The sequence below is a fragment of the Lysinibacillus sp. NPDC056220 genome (genome assembly GCF_049315265.1).
GTDB lineage: Bacteria > Bacillota > Bacilli > Bacillales_A > Planococcaceae > Lysinibacillus > Lysinibacillus pinottii.
Map to the genome: position 1 here is coordinate 257274 of NZ_JBMOXD010000003.1, position 21484 is coordinate 278757.

Consider the following 21484-nt stretch of genomic DNA (forward strand, 5'->3'; position numbering starts at 1 on the left):
TCCTAAAGTGACACTTCAAGCTCCTTCAACTGGCGAATCTAAATTTTGATCAACAGAACTAACTCTCACATAACCAAAAATTAATATGTATTGATTCCTTTAATTCAACAACTTTTAACAAACAACTCAATACATTGATATTACTACATTATCGTTTTGTTTAACTAGGGTCTACTTAAAATGAACATTTATTAATAAGCTTTAAATTTAATATTGAACAGATGAATCCAATCACATGCCACTTAATATTCCAATAGATATTTATAGGGGTTTCGCCATAAAACAAAAACCCCGAATAGTCTACACTTTTTAAGTGTCTACGATTCAGGGTTTCAAGATGTATTCAAGAAGCTAGGTTTAAATAAATGTAATCAATTCTAAGCAGATATTACACAGACTTTATATCTCGTTTCCTTATCTATTGAAATCTCAGTAATTACTCTGAATTCTTTCATTTCAGCAAGTCTAAAAGATAAGGAATAAGCTATTTTATAATCTGGTGTATCATAACCATCATATTGGTATTATCTCCAGATTGCTTGGGTTGTAAGCTAGGCTGAAAAACAACATCATCCATTCTCAATGCTTTTACTTTTCTAGACATTTAATATCTTCCTTTCAATTAAGTATTAAAAGGTAATAAATTAGGGATAAATCAATTTCATTTACTTACCTGTTCTTTTCCCTAGAAACGTTTAAAAACCTTACTTATTTCGATTCGTATTTCCACACTCCATTATTCCTACACATATCCCGTTCAAGCAATTGCCAATAAACCTTGCTGTCATAATGTTTATAGACTATGGAACATATTTCATGATATACTAGAGCCATTGTGAAAAAAGGAGGAACTTGCATGATTCAAGTTAGTAATGTAGGTCTTCGCTATGGCGATCGTAAACTATTTGAAGACGTAAATATAAAATTCACACCAGGTAACTGCTATGGTTTAATTGGCGCAAACGGTGCTGGTAAATCAACATTCTTAAAAATTCTTTCTGGTGAAATTGAAGCACAAGAGGGTAACGTATCAATGGGCAAGGACGAACGTTTATCTGTCCTCAAACAAAACCATTTTGAATACGATGATCATACAGTGCTTGACACTGTTATTATGGGGAATAAACGCCTCTATGACGTAAAAACAGAAAAAGATGCTATCTATGCAAAGGAAGATTTCTCCGATGAGGATGGTATGCGTGCCGCTGAGCTAGAAGGTGAATTTGCAGAGCTAAACGGTTGGGAAGCTGATTCAGAAGCAGCAACATTATTAAACGGTTTAGGTATCTCTGATGACCTTCACTACATGCTAATGGGTGATCTTGAAGGTTCTGATAAAGTAAAAGTATTACTGGCACAGGCCCTATTTGGTCAGCCTGATGTACTATTACTCGATGAGCCTACCAACCACCTTGACTTAAAAGCTATTCAATGGCTAGAAGAATTCTTAATTAACTTTGAAAACACAGTCATTGTTGTATCCCATGACCGTCACTTCTTAAACAAAGTATGTACACATATTGCCGATTTGGACTTCTCTAAAATCCAATTATATGTAGGTAACTATGATTTCTGGTATGAATCTTCTCAATTAGCTCAAAAAATGGCTCAAGACCAAAATTCTAAAAAAGAAGAAAAAATTAAAGAATTACAAGCGTTTATCGCACGATTCTCTGCCAATGCTTCTAAATCGAAGCAAGCGACATCTCGTAAAAAAATGCTGGATAAAATCGAGTTAGATGACATTAAACCATCAAGCCGTAAATATCCGTTCATCAATTTCCAAATTGGTCGTGAAATCGGGAATGATGTATTAACAGTTGAAGGTCTAACTGCCAGCCATGAGGGCGAATCACTATTCAAAGATATTCGTTTCTCCATGAACAAAGAAGATAAAATCGTTTTACTGGGTAGCCCACTTGCTAAAACGGCGCTTCTTGATATCTTAATGGAAGATAAAGAAGCAGATGCTGGTACATTTAAATGGGGTGTAACTACCTCTCAAAGCTACTTCGAAAACGATCATGACAAGTACTTCGAAGGCACAGAAAAATCATTAGTGGAATGGTTACGTCAATATTCTCCTGATGATGAAACAGAAAGCTTCCTACGTGGTTTCTTAGGACGCATGCTGTTCTCTGGTGAAGAAGTGAAAAAATCACCTTCTGTTTTATCAGGAGGAGAAAAAGTACGTTGTATGCTATCAAAAATGATGCTTGCAACAGCAAACGTGATTTTACTAGATGAACCAACAAACCACCTTGACCTTGAATCCATTCAAGCATTGAACGAAGGCTTAATTCGTTTCAAAGGGGCAATGATTTTCACATCTCATGACCATCAGTTCATTCAAACAATTGCTAACCGTGTAATTGAAATCCGTGAAGACGGTTCAATTTTAGATAAGCAATTAACATATGATGAATTCTTAGAGTGGAAAGATAGCCAAGGTTTAAGCTAATCCCAATAAAAATCCTCTACCGTACGTTTGGGTAGAGGATTTTTTGCATTTACTTGTTATACCATTTCCTAGCATTTTGATAGAGAATTTTATCCGCAGCCTGTTCATCAAAAAGCTCTTGAATCAATTCAACATCCGCCCATTCAAAAGGGCGTTTAGCTCTTGTCGATGGCAAATCTGTTCCAAACATTAACGCATCTGGATTGATGCTATAGATGGCTTGCAAAGCATTTTTCACATTCAATTCTACCCGTCCGAAACCAGTCGCTTTCACACGTATACCCTTTTCTACAAGCTTTAGCAAATGTGGTAGCCCTTCCTCCGATAAGCCCAAATGGTCAATTGAAATAGCTGGTAATGCTTCAAGCGTTGAAGCAATCTCAGGTAAATATTTGGCATCTATATAAAGTTCACTATGCCAGCCTGCCAGCTCAAACACTCTTCTTGCCAGGCTATCAAGTCTTGATAAATCCTCTGAACCGCCTCGTTGACTATTAAAGCGTAAGGCTCTAACCCCATTTTTATGTAAATGAAGGATTTCATCATCAGTCACTGTATACGGTAATTGTGTCACGCCACAAAAAGCAGGACCTAATTGTGTCAAAGCCTTCAATAAATAATTCTGATCGAATTCTTGAAAGGAACCAGAGACAAGGGCGCCCCCCTCTATATTAAAAAGAGCTGTTTCCTTTTGATAATCCTCTACCACATAGCTTGGCGGTGTATAGCCTTGATTTTCTATAATTGGAAAATCAAAATTAATAATATGGAAATGCGCATCAAAAATTCTCACTATCCATCCCCCCTTCTTTTAAACATATCATAGAAAGAACATAAGCGAAAATATTGATTATTTGTGTAAGTCCATAAGTAAAACTTATTATACAGGTGTAAACCCTTTCCTATAGACCATAAAAAAATGGTATGAAACGTTCATTTCATACCATTGAATGCTATTATTCCTCAAACTTTCTAAAAGCCAATACAGCATTATGACCACCAAAGCCAAAACCGTTAGACAAAGCTATGTTGACGGTTTGATGAAGCGCCTCGTTTGGAACATAATTCAAATCACACTCTGGATCAGGCGTTTCGTAATTGATCGTTGGTGGAATGATGTCTTCCATAATACTTTTTAAGGTAATGATGGCCTCGATTCCACCAGCCGCCCCAAAAAGATGACCTGTCATCGACTTAGTAGAGCTCACTTTTAATTGATAGGCATGCTCACCAAATACACTTTTAATAGCCTTTGTTTCCGATTTATCTCCCTCTGGTGTACTCGTACCATGTGCATTGATATAATCGACAGCGGTCACGTCAATATCGCCCATTTTTAATGCCAGTTTCATCGCACGAGCCGCCCCAGTATAGTCAGGAGCTGTTATATGGAAAGCATCTGTCGTCACCCCATAGCCTACAATCTCTCCAAGAATCGTTGCGCCCCTTTGCTTAGCATGTTCATATTCCTCTAGGAACACAATCCCTGCTCCCTCTGACATTACGAAGCCATCACGTTGACTATCAAATGGTCGACTAGCTTGTTCTGGTGCATCATTTCTAGTAGACATCGCCTTCATACGGGAAAATCCAGCAAAGCTCAGCGGATTTATCGGTGCCTCAGCCCCACCAGCTAAAATTCCATCTGCATAGCCGTGACGTATATTTAAAAATGCTTCACCAATCGCTTGGTTACCCGTTGCACAAGCAGAAACTGGTGAAAAGCTTGGCCCTTTAAAGCCTGTTTTAATCGCGATAATCCCTGCGGCCATATTGCTAATCATCATCGGCACCATAAACGGTGAAACCTTCCTTGGTCCATTATCAAGCATGGCTTGATGATTCGCTAAAATCGTCTCAATTCCTCCAATACCTGAGCCAATATAAACACCTAGACGTTCCTTCTCAACTTGCTCCATATTTAAGTTTGCTTGCTCCAAAGCCTGCTGAGATGCAGCCAGTGCATATTGTACAAAAAGATCATATTTACTTACTTCCTTTTTATCCATATACTTAGTGGCATCAAAGTCAGTGATAGAACCAGCAATTTGCGTATTAATGCCGTGGAATTCTTCTGCTTCTAACCTTTTAATACCTGATTGTCCTTCTTTAATATTCCCCCACAAGTCTGATACTGTTTGACCAAGTGGTGAGATGACACCATATCCTGTAACAACTACTCTACGTACCATCTATGTTTCTCCTCCTCGTTTACTTTAACAGTTCCTTTAATTGATCTAGCACTTTGTGAAAGAAATCTTCCCCTAAAACGCGTTTGTATTGCAAGGCACCCTTCGTACTAGAAATGAGCAATATGGCTAATGCCTCTAAATCCATTGTCGACTTTAATGAGCCATGGTGCTTAGCATCCTGAAGTAAGTCCACCAAGACATCTACTTCCATTTGGCTAAGTTGTTGAACTTTTTCTTGCATCGCAGGTGATAATTCTTGATAGTCCGCATGCAATGCTGAAATGGGACAAACACCATCTTGTTCTAGGAATTTTATCCGTTGTAATATAAAAGCGAAAGGTTTATCCTCAGCTGCAACTGTAGATTCCTTAATGAATGTATAAACCTCCCTTAATCCTTTTTGAATTCTTTCGCAAACAGCCAGCCCTAAGTCTTCCTTCTTTTCAAAATGATAATGAATACTTGCTTTAGTGACACCGAGCTCTTTCGCTAAATAATCATAACTAAATGATGTGAAACCTTTTTCTTGAATATTCTTCAATGTTAATTCGATAATTTGTGATTTTCTATTTGTCATGGCTCTATACTAACTTACTAGTAGGTAAGTGTCAACTAAAAATACAGCAGATACGTTGTTTATCTGCTGCAATGGAAGTCTATTGCATTTCCTTTGTTGGTCCCATAACACCCGGTACTGGTAAACCAGCTTGACGAAGTAGCACTGTCATTTGTCCGCGATGATGTGTTTGATGATCGATTAATGCACGTAATAATGCGCCTTTTGGTATTGGTCCTTTAAAGCCATTCACAACTTCAAGTAAATCTTCATTTGAAAGCTTTGCCGCTTCCTCTTTTATACCATTCACAACTTTCACATACGCTTGTACAATTTCTACTGCTGATGTTGGTACAGGGTCTTCTTGACGAATCATTGGTACCTTTAAGCCTGCTAGATAACTAAAATATCCAGCCGCTCCAACTAAATGCCAACCAAGCCAGCCGAGTGTACTATGACCCTCCACGATACTTTGATCTAACTTGTCATCAGTTACTGCCTGTAATACTTTCAATGTTCCTTCTGCAGCCATTGTCCATTCCTGTAAAAAATCATCCGCTTGTCTATACATAACCATGCCCCCCATTTTTTAACTTCAATTCTATGTTAGTTAAATTTTTTCCTAGTTACAAGTTTCTAGCTTTTAGTTTACATAATAATATTATAATAAACATTAGCTATGATTCGTATAATTCCCTGCATTCACGTATAATTATAAAAAGTAGCGAAGGAGTGTACCCATGAAACATCCTATTCTCATACTTACTGTTGCCCTTTTACTGACAGGGTGCAATGAAGAAATAAAAAATGAACCTGTGCACCCAATTGTCCAAGATCAAATGTCCCTACTCACCTTTTTCCCACCTGATGGCTCTATCGCTTATTTTCAAGGTGAAGGAAATGAATTTGCAAGCTTTACCCTACAAACTACCTATCTAGATCCACAACATATCGCTCAGGTTGAAGATAATGGTGGTGTCACCCTATTAAAAATTTATCGCATTACAGATTCAAAGATTGAGCTTATCTATCGTGAACCCGTTGACAGCAACCCTCGTTTACCTAGTTCAACAGAAGTAGCTGCTTACCCTGTGCTAGAAACAGTACTGCAACAACCTATACAAGTAGGGACAAGCTTTCAAGGCTGGACCATTCAATCCATAACCGCTAAAGTCGATACAGGAACAAAAGTCTATTCGAATGTCATCCAAGTTACACGCACTGAAGATCAATTCACAACGACCAATTATTTTGCACAAGGGGTTGGACTCATCAAAAAGGAAGATAGAATGGAGTCTGATCAAGAGCAGCCATTTGTCGTAACATCAACCTTACAAAAAATAGAATAGTATGATGATAGCAGGCGTTCTGCTTGGGCGCCTGTTATGTAGCAAAAGGAGGCATCATCCTATGAGTGACCTACATAAGCCAGCTAACGAGCAGGAAGAATTAACGGAAGAAGAATTTATTGAGCTTGTGTTAACTGAACAGCAAAAAGCATTAGCACAAGAGCAAGAAGACCGTCTTCAAGGCAAAAAAACAAAAAAACCCAAGCCATTCGTACGCTGGATTGTATGGAGTATGGCTTTCGTCCTGTTTTTCAATACATTCGCACTTATTTTTCAAATCTATTCCATTCCAGCTATCGAATTTATGAAAGTATCAACAAAGCTATCCGCACAAGAAGATATACAAACCTACAAAAAAGCTGTTGTGGAAATTTCGACAGCTTCCAGTAAAGGCACTGGTTTTGCCATCTCACCTGATGGTCTCATTGTCACCAATGCCCATGTAGTAGGACAAGCACGAACTTTATCCGTTGTGTTTCCTGATGAAGGAGTAATGGAAGCAGAGCTAATCGAAAGCTATCCGGATGTGGATTTAGCCTTATTGCAAGTACAAGCAGAACAGCTCCCTTATCTTCCGTTAGCAGATGATCCAACCTTCCCTTCCAATGAGCATATCCATTTTATTGGTAACCCCCTTGCCTTTACAGGAATAGCTAATGAGGGAACATTGCTGGAATCCATTCAATTAGACGAGTGGCAAGAACCCGTAATGATGCTGAAAGCGCCCGTTTATCGGGGTAATAGTGGTAGCCCCGTCATTAATCAACAGGGTGAGGTCATCGGTGTTATCTTCGCAACAATGAAATATGAACCTATAGGACGAGTTGGTCTGTTTGTCCCTGTCCAGCAACTCCACCACATATTAGAACAGGCGAACAAAAAATGAACCTGTAAGATACAGGTTCATTTTTATCAGCTATTAAGTTTACATAATAATATTATTTATCTTTATTTTCCTGTTTCACAAACTGAGCAATGGCTGATTTCACAGGTATTTTACTTACAACCTCATCACTAATCTCAGCGACCTTCTGGAGGGCATGCAAAAGATGATCATCCCCTGTCCAATGCTTTTCCAGCACTTCTGGCCCTAATTTATTAATAATCGTATTCACCACAAATGTTGCCAACACAATATCATCTAAATAGCCACCAAATCCTAATATTCCCTCAGGCATCAAATCCATTGGAAACACAAAATACGCAATTGACGCACCAATCAATGCCCGACTTTTTTTATCCACCCCTGCATCGGTTAATGTTTTCACTAATAGATGAAATAAATCAGGCACAAACATTAAATACGGTGTAAATTTACTGCTTTTCCCCTTTTTCGATCCAAGAAATTCTACTAATTTTGTACGTAACTTCTGATAAAAATCTTGCTGCTCCTGTTCATTCGGTAATTTTGCTAAATTTTCCATAATAAATCTACCTCCAATAGTAAGTACCCTTGTTTGCCTTTTTATGACGCTAATCAGTTACTTTCATGGCACAATCCTTCACGTTTATGGTTCTATCCGTCACTCTGCTCATTCTATCCACCGCTTTGCGCGTGATCCAGTACTTTGACACTTCTATCTGCATCTTTTGCCGCGCTATCCATTTCATAGCACATTGCCAGTACTACTTTATATTTATCCCATTTTAAGATTTATAATCATTGAACATTGCAATGATATAAAAAAAAGACATCCTATTTGCATAGGATGTCTGGGTTTAACGAAAGTAATTTTAATTTCTGAGAATTAAAGTTTAGTTACGTTAGCAGCTTGTGGTCCGCGGTTGCCATCTACAACTTCGAATTCCACTTTTTGACCTTCGTCAAGAGTTTTGAAACCTTCGCCTTGGATAGCTGAGAAGTGTACGAATACGTCGTTTTCACCTTCAACTTCGATGAATCCAAAACCTTTTTCTGAGTTAAACCATTTTACTGTACCTTGTTTCATTTAAGAAAACCTCCAAAAAATAAAAGTGAACAATATGTAATTTCTTCAGCGATTGAAAAAAATTCACATATTACAAAGAGTACCGTACTAATGCGATCACTTTTTGTAATATGTGAATTCATGTTTCCGGTGAAGCAATTAAATTGTTAACCTAAGTATAACCATCATTCATAATTTTGTCAAATAAAGAAAATTGTTTTTTTACTTTATTTCAAAAAATTTTTACATATCTTCCATTTTACATGCAATAATTCCATGATATACTTGTGCGTCATCATCACATGCCTCACAGTAGAAACTTTCATCCTCTGACCAAAAAGCCCAATATTGCCCTTCTTTTACTGCTTCATTATCATATGTTGAACGAAAGTGTGCTAATTTATGCTGTAAAGCCAGCTCAAACTGCTCCTTTGCTTCAAATGTATCGTGTGTTTGAATAAAAGCTTCCCAGCCCTCAAATTTCCACCAAGGCTCATAGTCTGCTTTCATGTAAATAATTGTATACATATTTGCCCATTCCTTGCTGTCATAAGATATTTTCATTTTAGCAAACACACCCGAAATGTCTATTAAAACCACCTGAATTATGCTATTATTACCTTATTATACATAATTTTTGGAGGTTTTTATATGTTTTCAAGCATTCGACCTAAAGCTGAGCTAGAAGAACTACTAAAACGTGGTACAGATTTACGTGCAACAGGCCGATTCCATCAAACATTGGCATTTAACCATTTCAATACGCAAGATGAAGAGCATTTAAAGACGCTCTACGAAAAGCTAAAAGATATTACTCCTTCTATGAATGCCATTTTTCACCACTATTTAAGTGAGATATCCCCTACCTCTCAATTAACCATTAGTGAAGAAAACATTAATCAATACTTAACACAATTTTTCCTAGCAACGCGGGATGACGAATATGTGGATGAAACCGTCAAGTTTTTCAATTTATTCCGTAAGCATCAATATGAGCCTGGTAAATTAATTGTCGTTTTCAATCAGTTTGCCTTTTATATTACTACTTATATTTTACATAACTTTGGAATGAAGCCCAATAAAGCCTTCCAGTTTATGAAATCCTTCCAGTCCGCTGTCAATGTCGATCAGGAACTATTAGTGGAGGTATTGACGGAGCGCATCATTGAGAATGTTGTGGGTGAAATATCATCCTTGATGGACGTCAATGCCAAAATCATGTATATGAAAGATTTAGTATTTAGTTTAGATAAGCAAAATGAGGAGATCCAGTCCTCTACAGCTGCTACTGAGGAAATTGCCGCTTCAATCAATGAAGTTGCCCGCATGTCCTCTCATATATCTGAGAAAACAACTGAATCTGTTGACCATGCGACACAAGGTAAAAATGCCATTGAACATGCATTATCAGAAATCTTTAAAACGGAAGAAACGTTTACTTCGATTGTAGAATCTTTTTCAGAATTACAAAAACGGGTGAATGATATTGAACAAGTCGTGACATTAATCAACCAAATTGCGGACCAGACCAATTTACTGGCTCTAAATGCCTCCATTGAAGCTGCACGTGCGGGTGAACATGGCAAGGGCTTTGCGGTTGTCGCACAAGAAGTACGAAAACTTGCGGAAAGCACAGTCTCGGCTTTGAGCGAGGTTTCAACGAATGTTCACCATTTAAAGAGCTATTCCAATGAAGTCTCCGACTCGATTACTGAAACAACAGCAATCATTAAAGAAGCAACTGTTGAGGCGAAAGAATCGTTACCATTATTGAATGCGATTGTCCATGCGATTGAAGGTATTAACTTAGATGTGACCAATACAGCAGCGATTTCGCAGCAACAGGCGGCAGCCATCGATGAAGTCTCCTCTAGAATGATTGAAATTTCTAGCTTGCAGGAAGATATTCGAGATTATAGTCATAATACATCCAGTGATATCCACCTTTTAGGGAAAGAAATCAATCGTTTCCGTAATGATATTATTGCCAATAATAATGTACAGCTTTCATCCATAGCCCTTTTACAGCTATCTAAAGCTGATCATATTTTATGGAAATGGCGCATTTATAATATGTTCCTTGGCCTAGAACATGTTGAACCAAGTGATGTTTCTTCGCATAGAGAATGTCGACTTGGCAAATGGTATACAGCTTCTCGTACGGTGGAGCGTTTCGGTCATTTACAGGATTATCATGATTTAGACAATTATCATTTACTTGTCCACGAATCAGCGAAGCGTGCGGCAACAGCCTTTAAAGCTGGCAATATCGCACAAGCTGATAGCCATCTTAAAGAAGTAGATGAAGCGTCAACTCAAGTTCTATATTATATTAATAACTTAATTGCCTATTTAGAAAAGGAACGAGTTATGCAATAAAGAGAGAGGCTCATCCCCTCTCTAATGGTAGGAGGTATTTCCTTGAACAAACGAGCAAGTATTAAATTTTTTGGTGACGTCTATGGGACAGGCTACCGATTCTTTATTAAACAAAAAGCCATTGAATTAGGGCTAAAAGGGTATTGTAGATTGAATGCTGCCGAGCAAATTGAGGTTGAAGTAGAAGGACCTGAAAAAGCGCTGAATGAATTCCTTCTTTTTGTCCAAAAGGGTGTTAGTCCCCAAGCCGATTCCAATTCATTTTCTTTAGAGTTATATGATGATTTAAAAGGATATGTACGAATGGAGTCAGACATTGTTTAGTCTGGCTCTTCTTTTTTACAAGGTATTAAAGGTAAATGCACCCTATAATAATTAATGATTTATATTCTTTTTTAGGTATTTATTATTGAATATGGCGACCTCTATTAAACCAATCATACATACGGCTAAAAATAATATAGACCAATTGATTTTTCCAGATAATACAAATGTATAGATAACGTCAATTACACAGTATAAGAGTATGATGCTAGCAATAATTATTCCTTTTTTATTGTTCATTTTTCCACCGCTTTCTTTTTTCACAATCCTATTATCGTATATACCGACTTTATTATACAATAATTATCCTATTTTGGATTATTAAACTATTTTAAAATAAACACTTAGATTGGTGGTTCGTTTAAAAGCAGTTGTTGATGTTTTGTATTAGGGAATAAAAAAGTAACATCCATGCTTAATTCTTACACTAGGAAATAGAACCGCACGATCGAAAAATAAGTCAACACGTTTATTTCAAGCTAGACAGCACATAAACCTAATCATTAGAAATTCGAATCCATACGATATGATGTTCACAAATCTCTTAAAAATAAGTGGACATACATACTGAACAACTTAATCCTAGTTATTCTAGGTAATATCATTGAGAAAATTTGCGATTCGCAGTAAAATTTATGTAAGGTTTCATTTTTCATTGAAACTTTATGTCGATTATTTCGTATAAGAAGATAGACATATTGAAATGCAAGGAGGAAGAAACAATGCTTAGTATTGGACAGTTTTTTTCTAGACATACTGCTAGCTTCGTTATTTCGCTAACAACTGTTTCTATCGCAGCAATTGCAGCAAATCCTGGATTCTTCCTTGGTGGTTTACTGTTTGCTGGTTCATATGCGACGAGTACAGCGTTGCTGAAACATAGACAAAAAAAGAAAGTCATGCAAATAGCAGGTATCACAAAAGAAGAATTCAAACACATTGAAACACAATTATCAACCGCTAATAAGCAAATTCAAACATTAAGTCAAAACTATTTACGTGTACGTTCCGTATCTGCTTTTAAACAACTACTTGAGATGACCCGTATTTCAAAAAACATCGTCAAAATTGTCAAGACAGACCCACGTAAGTTTTACAATGTTGAACCCTTTTTCTATGCGCATTTACCTTCAGCAGTGGAATTAACTGATAAGTATACAATGCTTTCTAGACAGCCTGTGAAGGATAAAGAAATTCAATTGACGTTATCAAAAACGCGTGAAACACTAACGGACTTAAATGATACGATTCAAATTGATTTAAAGGATGCGCTTGCGAATGATATTGACCACCTACAAATGGAGATTGAATTCGCAAATCGTTCTAATCTTAGACGTAGAGAACAATTGGACTGGCGAGGCGATGACAAATGACGGCAGATGAACATGCTTTTCAATTAAATACCATTCCTGGTCTTTCTCCATTAGTACAATCTTATTTAGAAACAACTCCACAAAATGAGGCGATGGCGACGTACGAAACGCTATCGCCTCTTGCGCAAAGTCGGGCTTTACTATATGCCAGCCAAATTGATTTAACTGATTTTGAATCATTGCTGTCTTTAGGACAGGATTCACAGCGTTCCCTGTCCCAGTTTGCGGATCGAATGTTAGCGCAGGTGAAGCAAAAGGACGTGACCAAAATAGGTCAAATGCTAGACTCCTTAATGCAAACCTTAGATCGCGTAGACCCGACAGCTTTAGAGCCAAAAAAACAAACCTTTTTCAAAAAAATATTTGGTGGTAAAACAGAGCCTACTGTGAAGCAAACCCTAACAGAATTTGAGCGTATTAGTATTCAGGTGGAACGTATCGGGGTGCAATTGGAACGTGCTCAGCTCCAACTAATTCGGGATGTAGAGAATTTAGAAGCACTTTATACACATAATCGAGGATTTTTCGAGGAACTAGCTACTGCGATTGCAGCTGGTCAAATGAAAAAGCAGCAGGCCATTGAGGTGGAGCTTCCTACAAAAATAACAAGTGTCCAAGCAAATAAACAGCCTCTTGCCATTCAACAACTAAATGATTTCGCTGCACAAATTGAGAGGCTGGATCAACGTATTTATGATTTACAGGTTTCTCAACAAGTAGCCCTACAAACGGCACCACAAATTCGTATGATACAGCAAGCGAATCAAACATTAGCTGAAAAAATTGAGTTTTCCATTGTCACATTAATTCCTTTATGGAAAAATCAACTAGCAATGATGCTATCCATGCATATGGATCATCATTATGCACAGCTTGAGGAACGATTATCACAGACACAGGATCGTTTTGCAAGACCTTCATTCGAACAGCAAGTATCGAAATTTAAGGAAACGCAATATGAGCTACAAACAGCTATAAAAGATGTGTTCGCCTTACATACGGCGACGGAACAGGAAAAGCAACAGTTGCAAAATACAACGGATATAAGAGTCTATCAGAGGGATTCATGAAAAAAAGGGTGGCTCAGTAAATGATCTGAACCACCCTATCTTCTTTTTATGCAAAATAATCTTTATAGTAGCCACCGACGTTGCCAGTGTTATCAATGATAAAAATGAACTCTTCTGTTTCATTTTTTACTTCATATTCTTTTCCTACTGTTAAAACATTTGATACTAGGTATTTTGATGCATTGGTATGTTTGCAAGTCACTGTTCGTAATGTTGGCGCATCTTTCCATTTTAAATGTAACATATTCTCTCTACCTCTCTTTACTAGCATAAAGCTAATGTCTAATGCCTATTTTATAATATTTTTAGGCTTTTGTGGAGAAAAAAGAAATACAATACCTAATCTATCCAAAAATAATTTTACATTTGAGGTGTTATGATGAGCTTTGGCGGTGTACCGCAATGGTTTTTTATTATTGCAATAGCATTCGTAATCTGCTTTGTCCTTTATGCAGAATGGAATTCTAGAAAGTAAGTGAGTCTCTATTATAGGACTCACTTTTTTTGATGAGGTCCTACTGCTTTAATGTTCGTTTTAAAAACTCTTTCGTCCGATCATGCTGAGGGTTTATTAATACCTGTGATGGTGGGCCCTCTTCGACAATTACACCTTTATCCATAAAGACTACGCGATCTGCTACCTCTTTGGCAAACTCCATCTCATGCGTTACAATCAGCATCGTATTGCCTGCATCAGCTAATTGACGCATCACTTTTAATACCTCCCCTACCATCTCAGGGTCTAGTGCTGATGTAGGTTCGTCAAAAAGCATCACTTCAGGATTCATGGATAATGCTCTGGCAATGGCTACGCGTTGCTTTTGCCCCCCTGAAAGCTGTCGAGGCTTTGCGTTTACATATTGTTCCATACCAACAATGTTCAAATATTTAAGCGCTGTTTCCTCTGCTTCCTTCTTCGAGCGTTTTAAAACTTTTATTTGCCCCACCGTACAATTATTTAAAACATTGTGGTTGTTAAATAAATTGAATTGCTGGAATACCATCCCTAAATGTGTTCGATATTCTTGGATATTGTGTTTTTCATCTAGGATGTCTTCCCCTTGATAAATAATTTGCCCACCACTTGGTGTTTCTAATAAATTAATGCAACGAAGTAAAGTGGATTTGCCTGAACCAGAGGAGCCTATTAAGCAAACAACTTCTCCTTTTTCCACTTGAAAATTAACATCTTTTAACACTTGGTTACGTCCAAATGATTTACTTAAATGTTCAATTTTAATGACTGCCATTTGTGCGTCCCCCTATATTGCTTCTTTTTGTTCTTTTTGATAGGCATCTGGTCCATCTAAACGTTTTTCAACATAGAGAAGGATTCGTGATGCAGTGAATGTCATTATGAAATAAAGAATACAAGCTACAAAGAACGATTCAAAATAACGGAAGTTGTTACCGGAGATTGATTTTGTTTGGAAGAATAATTCTGTTACTCCAATAACGTTTAGTACAGCTGTATCTTTAATATTCATAATTAATTGGTTGCCTGTCGCAGGCAGTACGTTTCGTGCTACTTGTGGTAGGACTACGTGAAGCATGATTTGGAAGTGATTCATACCGATAGCTGATGCTGCCTCATATTGACCATTATCAATCGATACGATACCACCTCGGACAATTTCTGCCATATAGGCACCTGTATTAAGTGAAACAACTAAAATCCCCGCTGTAATAAAGTGCATGTCTATGCCAAATGCGATATCTAATCCATAGTAGACAACCATAGCCTGTACAATCATTGGTGTACCACGGAAAAATTCAACATAGCATGTGAGTATAAAATTAATAAGCTTTAAGCTATAAAATTTCACACCTTTTTTACGAACTGGAATCGTATGCATAATTCCGATGAAAAATCCGATAAATGCACCAATAATTGTACTTATAGTCGAAATCAGTAACGTATAATACGCACCTCGTAAAAACATTTGCCAGTTGTTTTCAATAATTGAAAGTATCCATTCAAGACTCATGATGTTCCTCCTTACAATGTCATGTTGCTTGCTATCTTTTTCGTGCCCTAGCTTTTTCTACTAGTCTATGATTTATTTCGCTAGGACATTATCATTATGTAGAGAGGTTCTCATTTTAATAATGATTGAAATGATAGTGCACGGACTAGCAACTAGTCCGTGCCATTTTTTTATTGTGCTGCTGGTTGCTGAGAAATAGCTTCTTCCATTATCGCTTGACGATCATCTTCAGAAATACCTTTTAGGATTTCATTGATTTTTTCTAGATTAGCATCATCTTTACGTAAGCCTACAGCAATCGAAGTATTTGAAAGATCTGTATCAAAGCCTTCTTCAAATGCTACGTATGTGAATTTATCGTTGGCAGCTGCCGCAGAAATTCCTTCAGGACGTTCGGCTACATATCCATCAATTTTGCCTGCCTCTAAAGCTACACGCATCGCTGGGAAGCTTTCCATTGCTGTTTGTTTACTGACACCTTTAATTTGATCAATCACATTGTAGTTGGAAGTATTCAGTTGTGATGTAATTTTTGCGCCAGAGAAATCTTGGATTGATTTGACACCTTCATATTTACTACCTTTTTTAATAACCATTACAAAATCAGAAGTATAGTAGTTTTCAGTAAAATCAATTGTTTTCTTACGTTCTTCTGTTGGCGACATTCCCGCGATGATTGCATCAATTTTATTAGATTGTAGCGCTGGTACTAAGCCGTCCCATTCCAATTTGACGATCACTAATTCTTTGCCTAAACCTTCAGCGATTTTTTTCGCCATTTGTACATCATAGCCACCTGCATACTCTGCGTTATCTGCAATTTTTACTGCTCCATTTGCATCGTTTTGCTGTGTCCAGTTGAATGGTGGGTAGCCCGCCTCCATTCCAATTCGGAATTCACCGCTGCCTTCTTCTTTATCTGCGCCAGCATCACCTGAACTACTTTCTTTTTTGTCACTAGTGCCACATGCAGCTAGCACAATTGCCGTCATGATAGAGATCATTACTAACAACCATTTTCTTTTCATGAAAAACTCCCCTTTTCTGTAAAAAAATAAGACAACTGTACGAAAAAAGACCTAAGTTTTGTGAACTTAGGTCTTACCTTTTATGACAGTTGCCCAAATCCTCACTAGTATTCCATGTTTCCGAGATAGCACAACCTAGTAAACCTGGAAATGAATTTACTAGGACAGTCCTGCACTTATTCACTGCAGACCCAGCATAAAAGTACGAGCTCCTTTTATACTTCGGCGATATTTCCTTCTTCATTGCGTCTTTGTTTGCTTGTACTCAACAATGAACTAATAAATACCGCGCCTCTACCTCACTGATGTTTGTTAGTGAGGTTTGTTTATTTAATTGATATTTAGATACTACTATAAAACTAGTATGTACGTCAAGTGAGTTTTATCATTTTTCTGATTAATGACAATATTAGGGTATTATGCTTGCCCTATCCATTATTAATCTACGTATTTTTATCCATATATCTGCTGGAAAACAACATATTTTTACTACCTATTCTTTTTATACTAAGTAAATAGTTTTGGATTATCAAAATTACTAATGACTTTAGTGATACAGAAGCCAAGAAAAAACCCTGCAAAGTTTGCAGGGTTTAAAGGAATTATGAATTTAATAATAAATCTTCAGGATTTTCGATTAACTCTTTAACTGTTTTTAAGAATCCTACAGAATCTTTTCCATCGATGATACGGTGATCGTAAGAAAGTGCTACATACATCATTGGACGGATTTGAACTTCACCATTTACTGCAACCGGACGGTTTACAATGGAGTGCATACCTAAAATACCAGCTTGCGTACCGTTCATAATTGGTGTTGACATTAATGAACCGAATACACCACCATTTGTGATTGTGAATGATCCACCAGCCATGTCATTTAAGCCTAATTTTTTATCACGAGCTTTTGTCGCTAAGTTAGCGATATCTTTTTCGATTTCTGCAAAGTTTTTGCTATTCGCATCGCGTACAACTGGTACTACTAAACCTTCTTCAGTTGATACTGCAATACCGATATCAAAGAAGTTATTTAAATGAATTTCATCGCCAGAGATTTGAGCGTTTACGTATGGGTATTTTTTCAGTGCTGCAACAACAGCTTTAGTGAAGAATGACATGAAACCAAGTTTGATGTCGTTTGCTTTCACAAACTCTTCTTGTTTACGTTTACGAAGTGCCATGATGTTTGTCATGTCAATTTCATTGAATGTTGTTAACATTGCTGTTGATTGTTTAACTTCTAATAAACGTTTTGCAATTGTTTGACGACGACGGCTCATTTTTTCAATCGTTACACGGTCAGAATTAGCTGCTGGTGTGAATACAACTGGGCCACCTGTAGTTGCTACTGGTGTAGGTGCTGCTACTACTGGTGCTGTACCATGTGCCGCTACATCTTGTACACGTACACGGCCTTGTGGATCTACTGGTGATACCGCTGCAAGGTCAATGCCTTTTTCACGTGCAAGTCGACGTGCCGCTGGAGATGCGATGACACGCTCACCAGAAGTTTCTTCTACTACAGGAGCTGCTGCTACTGGTGCTGCAGGTGCTGCTTGTGGCGCTGCTGGAGCTGGAGCTGCTTCAGCTGGTGCTGCCGCTACTGGTGCAGCTGCTGCGCCTTCGCCTGCTTCTACAATTGCGATAACTTGACCAACTAGTACAGTATCGCCTTCTTCAGCTAAAATTTGTGTTAATACACCTGCTTCTTCAGAAATGATTTCAGCGTTTACTTTATCTGTTTCAAGTTCAACGATGAATTCACCTTTTTCAACGCGATCGCCCACTTTTTTTACCCACTGTGCGATACTACCTTCTGTAATCGATTCTGCTAATTCAGGGACTTTAATTTCAGCCACTTTCATTTCCTCCTTTGATTAACGTGCATGATGCACATAAAAGGGCTACTGCTTATGGGCAAGTAGCCCAGCTATCAATATTTATATGTGATTATTTAACCTTTACTGGCTCAGCAACTGCTTCTTCAATAAGTGATGATTGAGCTGCTTTATGAGAATCTGCATCTCCTTCAGAAGTTGAGCTCATTGCAGGACGACCTACATAGCGAAGCTTTTTACCTTCTGCAAGTTCATATAATGTTTCTAGTGCATAATTCCATGAGCCTTGGTTTTTAGGTTCTTCTTGTACCCATACGATTTCTTTAGCATTAGGATACTTAGCAATAATACCAGCAACTTGCTCTTTTGGGAATGGGTAAAGTTGTTCTACACGAACAATGTGTAAGTGATCGAAACCTTCTCCATCTTTCACGCGATCTGCTAAGTCGATCATCACTTTACCAGTACCTAATACGATACGCTCTACAGCATCCGTTTTTGTACCTAAGCCAGGTTGTTCAATCACTTCTTGGAATGAACCATCTGCTAATTGCTCAGCATTAGCTGCTGCTAATGGATGACGCAATAATGATTTTGGTGATACAACCACAAGTGGACGAACACCTTCAGTACCTAATAACGCTGCTTGGCGGCGTAATAAGTGGTAGTAGTTACCTGCATTTGAACAGTTTGCTACAAACCAGTTATTTTCTGCTGACATTTGTAAATAACGTTCCATACGGCTTGAAGAGTGCTCTGGACCTTGGCCTTCATAACCATGTGGTAATAGAATCACCATGCCAGATTTTTGACCCCATTTAGAGCGTGCCCCTGAAATGAAGTTATCAAACATTACTTGTGCCATATTCGCAAAGTCACCAAATTGTGCTTCCCAAACTGTTAATACATGGCCATTTTCTAGATTGTAACCATACTCAAAGCCAACTACCCCTGCTTCAGTCAGTGGTGAGTTGTGTACTGTAAAGGATGCACTTGCACCAGAAATATGATGAAGTGGTGTAAAGACATTACCATTGTTTTTATCGTGAAGCACTAAGTGACGTTGTGAGAAAGTACCACGTTGAGCATCTTGACCTGTGAAACGTACTGGTGTGCCATCTTGGATAATTGTTGCATATGCTAAAGTTTCCGCATGACCCCAATCGATTTTTGCAGATGCAAATGCATCACGACGTTTTTCTAAAATTTTTCCAAGCTTTTTCTGTGGCTCGAAGTTTTCTTCAAACACTAGAAGCTCTTCGTTGATTTTACCTAAACGTTCTGCACCAACTGCTGTATCAATTTGTGGGAACTCTACTTTTAATTCTTCTGGCATTTCTAATTGATGATGCTCATCTTTTGAAGCCATTTCTTTTACATGATCGTAAGCAGCTTGCATTTCTGCATAGATAGCTGTATCTAATGCTGCTACATCTTCAGTTGATACAAGACCTTCTGCTACTAATGCTGCACCATATAACGCACGAACAGTTTCGTGCTTAGAAACTAATTTATATGTTTCTGGGTTTGTAACCGTTGGATCATCTGTTTCGTTATGACCGTGACGGCGGTAACCAACTAAATCAACAACAATATCTTTACCAAATTTTTGACGATAGTTAGCTGCAAAGCGACCTACTTGAGCCACTGCTTCTGGACTATCTGCATTCACATGAACTACTGGTACTTCATACCCTTTTGCTGGGTCAGATGAGTAAACAGAAGAACGAGAATCATATTGTTCCGTAGTGAAACCAATCATATTGTTCGCGATAATATGAATAGTACCACCAGTTGTAAATCCTTCAGTTTTAGCGAAGTTTAATACTTCAGTTACGATACCTTGACCTGGGAATGCTGCATCACCGTGTACTAGGATTCCTAAGCCTTTTGTACGATCATGAACCGCTTGACCTGGCTTTGAAGTGTCATCTTGTGTTGCACGAGTAGCACCTAGAACTACTGGGTTGCCCACTTCTAAGTGAGATGGGTTGTAGGCAAGTTTCACATTCATACCTGAATCACGGTTATAAGAAGCACCCATATGGTATTTCACATCACCTGTCCACCCTTTTGTAATTTCAAGGCGACCATTTTCCGGCATAAATAAATCATTTGATACATGTGCAAAGTCAGAGAACATCATGTCATAAGGTTTATTTAAAATATGTGTTAAAACATTTAAGCGACCACGGTGTGCCATACCAATACGTACTTTTTCAACACTTAGCGCTTCTGCAGTTTTAATGATTTCATCAAATAGTACAATTTGCGTATCTAAGCCCTCACCAGAGAAACGCTTTTGTCCTACAAATGTTTTATGGATAAATTTCTCAAAATTTTCAACACGTGTTAAACGATCTAATAAGGCTTTCTTTTCATCAGAAGAAAGTGCTTGTTGGAAAGAGCCTGATTCAATTTGCGCTTGAATCCAATTACGTTCTTCTGTAGCTACTACATGTTCATATTCAAACGCTACTTTATTTGTATAAATAGCTTTTAAATAGTCAATTGCATCCTTACCATTTTTCACGTTTGCTGGCACATCTTTGAAGAAGATTGCTGCAGGAATTTCAGCTAAATCTGCAGCGCTTAAGTTGAACGCGCTTTCGTCAATTTGAGCTGTTTGTAGTTCACGGTTTTTCAGAGGATAAATATCTGCCGCTAAATGACCGCGTGAACGAATTGCATCGGCTAATCTCACAGCGGCTAACACTTTTTTGTAATCGCCAGCAGGAGCCGCTGCTGTATGACTAGCTACAGCTACTTCACCTTCTACTACTACTGGTGCACCAAATTGTTGGAATAAAGAAACTAACTCCGGTTCTACTTCTTCAGGAGACTGTAAGAATAAGTCGTATTGCTCCATCACATATCCTAGGTTAGGACCAGAGAAAGCTGACCATGGAGAACTTACAGTTGTAACGTTGTTCGACATGAAAAATGACCTCCAAATTTTGCCTTACGGCAGTTCCATTAATTAAATTGCAATTAATTA

Annotated in this window: 20 protein-coding genes and 1 riboswitch; of the genes, 7 read left to right on the top strand and 13 right to left on the bottom strand. The window is 37.8% G+C overall.

Features of this window, described 5'->3' with window-relative positions; genetic code table 11:
- Window positions 1-856: 856 nt before the first annotated feature.
- A complete protein-coding gene (locus ACOZBY_RS11315; protein ID WP_031418205.1) occupies window positions 857-2461 on the top strand; it encodes an ABC-F family ATP-binding cassette domain-containing protein in 1605 nt (534 codons plus the stop codon).
- 49 nt (window positions 2462-2510) lie between these two features.
- Here ACOZBY_RS11315 and ACOZBY_RS11320 read toward each other — a convergent pair whose 3' ends face one another.
- The 4 genes from ACOZBY_RS11320 to ACOZBY_RS11335 all read right to left on the bottom strand — a co-directional run bounded on the left by ACOZBY_RS11320 (window position 2511) and on the right by ACOZBY_RS11335 (window position 5780).
- Window positions 2511-3254: an amidohydrolase family protein gene (locus ACOZBY_RS11320; RefSeq protein ID WP_422762375.1), complete on the bottom strand. Its 744-nt coding sequence runs from the start codon at window positions 3252-3254 to the stop codon at window positions 2511-2513.
- 163 nt (window positions 3255-3417) lie between these two features.
- Window positions 3418-4653 (bottom strand): beta-ketoacyl-ACP synthase II, encoded by a 1236-nt coding sequence (gene fabF / locus ACOZBY_RS11325; RefSeq protein WP_197149031.1) that lies wholly within the window; start codon window positions 4651-4653, stop codon window positions 3418-3420.
- 19 nt (window positions 4654-4672) lie between these two features.
- Entirely contained in the window at window positions 4673-5230 is a 558-nt protein-coding gene (locus tag ACOZBY_RS11330; RefSeq protein ID WP_012294422.1) for a TetR/AcrR family transcriptional regulator, read from the bottom strand.
- Window positions 5231-5309: 79 nt separating this feature from the next.
- Entirely contained in the window at window positions 5310-5780 is a 471-nt protein-coding gene (locus ACOZBY_RS11335) for a DinB family protein (protein ID WP_031418198.1), read from the bottom strand.
- Between the two features lie 169 nt (window positions 5781-5949).
- Here ACOZBY_RS11335 and ACOZBY_RS11340 point away from each other — a divergent pair, with 169 nt between their 5' ends.
- Window positions 5950-6558 (top strand): hypothetical protein, encoded by a 609-nt coding sequence (locus ACOZBY_RS11340; RefSeq protein WP_036161635.1) that lies wholly within the window; start codon window positions 5950-5952, stop codon window positions 6556-6558.
- Between the two features lie 61 nt (window positions 6559-6619).
- Complete coding sequence (locus ACOZBY_RS11345; RefSeq protein ID WP_031418196.1) at window positions 6620-7444, top strand: S1C family serine protease; 825 nt, start codon at window positions 6620-6622, stop codon at window positions 7442-7444.
- Window positions 7445-7496: 52 nt separating this feature from the next.
- Here the strand turns inward: ACOZBY_RS11345 and ACOZBY_RS11350 are convergent, their stop codons facing one another.
- The 3 genes from ACOZBY_RS11350 to ACOZBY_RS11360 all read right to left on the bottom strand — a co-directional run bounded on the left by ACOZBY_RS11350 (window position 7497) and on the right by ACOZBY_RS11360 (window position 9050).
- Entirely contained in the window at window positions 7497-7982 is a 486-nt protein-coding gene (locus tag ACOZBY_RS11350) for a YkvA family protein (RefSeq protein WP_031418195.1), read from the bottom strand.
- Between the two features lie 324 nt (window positions 7983-8306).
- Window positions 8307-8507, bottom strand: a complete 201-nt coding sequence (locus ACOZBY_RS11355) for a cold-shock protein (protein ID WP_004230088.1) — start codon at window positions 8505-8507, stop codon at window positions 8307-8309.
- A 222-nt stretch (window positions 8508-8729) separates the two neighbouring features.
- Window positions 8730-9050, bottom strand: coding sequence for a DUF1033 family protein (locus ACOZBY_RS11360; RefSeq protein WP_227256844.1), 321 nt, complete (start codon window positions 9048-9050; stop codon window positions 8730-8732).
- Between the two features lie 87 nt (window positions 9051-9137).
- On the opposite strand from ACOZBY_RS11360, the gene ACOZBY_RS11365 reads away from it, so the two are divergent.
- The 4 genes from ACOZBY_RS11365 (at window position 9138) to ACOZBY_RS11380 (ending at window position 13632) form a co-directional block, all read left to right on the top strand.
- Entirely contained in the window at window positions 9138-10865 is a 1728-nt protein-coding gene (locus ACOZBY_RS11365; RefSeq protein ID WP_012294415.1) for a methyl-accepting chemotaxis protein, read from the top strand.
- A 42-nt stretch (window positions 10866-10907) separates the two neighbouring features.
- The gene (locus ACOZBY_RS11370; protein ID WP_031418192.1) at window positions 10908-11189 is read left to right on the top strand and encodes an acylphosphatase; all 282 of its coding nucleotides are present in this window, start codon (window positions 10908-10910) and stop codon (window positions 11187-11189) included.
- 722 nt (window positions 11190-11911) lie between these two features.
- Entirely contained in the window at window positions 11912-12562 is a 651-nt protein-coding gene (locus ACOZBY_RS11375; protein ID WP_012294412.1) for a 5-bromo-4-chloroindolyl phosphate hydrolysis family protein, read from the top strand.
- Entirely contained in the window at window positions 12559-13632 is a 1074-nt protein-coding gene (locus ACOZBY_RS11380; RefSeq protein WP_422762376.1) for a toxic anion resistance protein, read from the top strand. The genes ACOZBY_RS11375 and ACOZBY_RS11380 overlap by 4 nt, the downstream gene beginning before the upstream one ends.
- Before the next feature lie 46 nt (window positions 13633-13678).
- Here the strand turns inward: ACOZBY_RS11380 and ACOZBY_RS11385 are convergent, their stop codons facing one another.
- The 6 genes from ACOZBY_RS11385 to ACOZBY_RS11410 all read right to left on the bottom strand — a co-directional run bounded on the left by ACOZBY_RS11385 (window position 13679) and on the right by ACOZBY_RS11410 (window position 21424).
- The gene (locus tag ACOZBY_RS11385) at window positions 13679-13876 is read right to left on the bottom strand and encodes a DUF6501 family protein (protein WP_012294410.1); all 198 of its coding nucleotides are present in this window, start codon (window positions 13874-13876) and stop codon (window positions 13679-13681) included.
- Between the two features lie 271 nt (window positions 13877-14147).
- Window positions 14148-14882 (bottom strand): amino acid ABC transporter ATP-binding protein, encoded by a 735-nt coding sequence (locus tag ACOZBY_RS11390; RefSeq protein WP_012294409.1) that lies wholly within the window; start codon window positions 14880-14882, stop codon window positions 14148-14150.
- Between the two features lie 12 nt (window positions 14883-14894).
- Window positions 14895-15620 (bottom strand): amino acid ABC transporter permease, encoded by a 726-nt coding sequence (locus ACOZBY_RS11395; RefSeq protein WP_012294408.1) that lies wholly within the window; start codon window positions 15618-15620, stop codon window positions 14895-14897.
- Window positions 15621-15790: 170 nt separating this feature from the next.
- The gene (locus ACOZBY_RS11400; protein ID WP_422762377.1) at window positions 15791-16648 is read right to left on the bottom strand and encodes a transporter substrate-binding domain-containing protein; all 858 of its coding nucleotides are present in this window, start codon (window positions 16646-16648) and stop codon (window positions 15791-15793) included.
- Window positions 16649-16766: 118 nt separating this feature from the next.
- Window positions 16767-16953, bottom strand: a riboswitch (Lysine riboswitch).
- A gap of 297 nt (window positions 16954-17250) precedes the next feature.
- The gene (odhB, locus tag ACOZBY_RS11405; protein ID WP_031418188.1) at window positions 17251-18507 is read right to left on the bottom strand and encodes a 2-oxoglutarate dehydrogenase complex dihydrolipoyllysine-residue succinyltransferase; all 1257 of its coding nucleotides are present in this window, start codon (window positions 18505-18507) and stop codon (window positions 17251-17253) included.
- Window positions 18508-18598: 91 nt separating this feature from the next.
- Entirely contained in the window at window positions 18599-21424 is a 2826-nt protein-coding gene (locus ACOZBY_RS11410) for a 2-oxoglutarate dehydrogenase E1 component (protein ID WP_036168246.1), read from the bottom strand.
- Window positions 21425-21484: the final 60 nt, after the last annotated feature.

Coding starts and splice junctions, on each gene's coding strand:
- ACOZBY_RS11375 (WP_012294412.1), top strand. CDS start 11,912: ATGCTTAGTATTGGACAGTTTTTTTCTAGACATACTGCTAGCTTCGTT.
- fabF (WP_197149031.1), bottom strand. CDS start 4,653: ATGGTACGTAGAGTAGTTGTTACAGGATATGGTGTCATCTCACCACTT.
- ACOZBY_RS11360 (WP_227256844.1), bottom strand. CDS start 9,050: ATGAAAATATCTTATGACAGCAAGGAATGGGCAAATATGTATACAATT.
- ACOZBY_RS11395 (WP_012294408.1), bottom strand. CDS start 15,620: ATGAGTCTTGAATGGATACTTTCAATTATTGAAAACAACTGGCAAATG.
- ACOZBY_RS11380 (WP_422762376.1), top strand. CDS start 12,559: ATGACGGCAGATGAACATGCTTTTCAATTAAATACCATTCCTGGTCTT.
- ACOZBY_RS11315 (WP_031418205.1), top strand. CDS start 857: ATGATTCAAGTTAGTAATGTAGGTCTTCGCTATGGCGATCGTAAACTA.
- ACOZBY_RS11335 (WP_031418198.1), bottom strand. CDS start 5,780: ATGTATAGACAAGCGGATGATTTTTTACAGGAATGGACAATGGCTGCA.
- ACOZBY_RS11390 (WP_012294409.1), bottom strand. CDS start 14,882: ATGGCAGTCATTAAAATTGAACATTTAAGTAAATCATTTGGACGTAAC.
- ACOZBY_RS11355 (WP_004230088.1), bottom strand. CDS start 8,507: ATGAAACAAGGTACAGTAAAATGGTTTAACTCAGAAAAAGGTTTTGGA.
- ACOZBY_RS11340 (WP_036161635.1), top strand. CDS start 5,950: ATGAAACATCCTATTCTCATACTTACTGTTGCCCTTTTACTGACAGGG.
- ACOZBY_RS11350 (WP_031418195.1), bottom strand. CDS start 7,982: ATGGAAAATTTAGCAAAATTACCGAATGAACAGGAGCAGCAAGATTTT.
- ACOZBY_RS11365 (WP_012294415.1), top strand. CDS start 9,138: ATGTTTTCAAGCATTCGACCTAAAGCTGAGCTAGAAGAACTACTAAAA.
- ACOZBY_RS11330 (WP_012294422.1), bottom strand. CDS start 5,230: ATGACAAATAGAAAATCACAAATTATCGAATTAACATTGAAGAATATT.
- ACOZBY_RS11385 (WP_012294410.1), bottom strand. CDS start 13,876: ATGTTACATTTAAAATGGAAAGATGCGCCAACATTACGAACAGTGACT.
- ACOZBY_RS11400 (WP_422762377.1), bottom strand. CDS start 16,648: ATGAAAAGAAAATGGTTGTTAGTAATGATCTCTATCATGACGGCAATT.
- ACOZBY_RS11410 (WP_036168246.1), bottom strand. CDS start 21,424: ATGTCGAACAACGTTACAACTGTAAGTTCTCCATGGTCAGCTTTCTCT.
- ACOZBY_RS11345 (WP_031418196.1), top strand. CDS start 6,620: ATGAGTGACCTACATAAGCCAGCTAACGAGCAGGAAGAATTAACGGAA.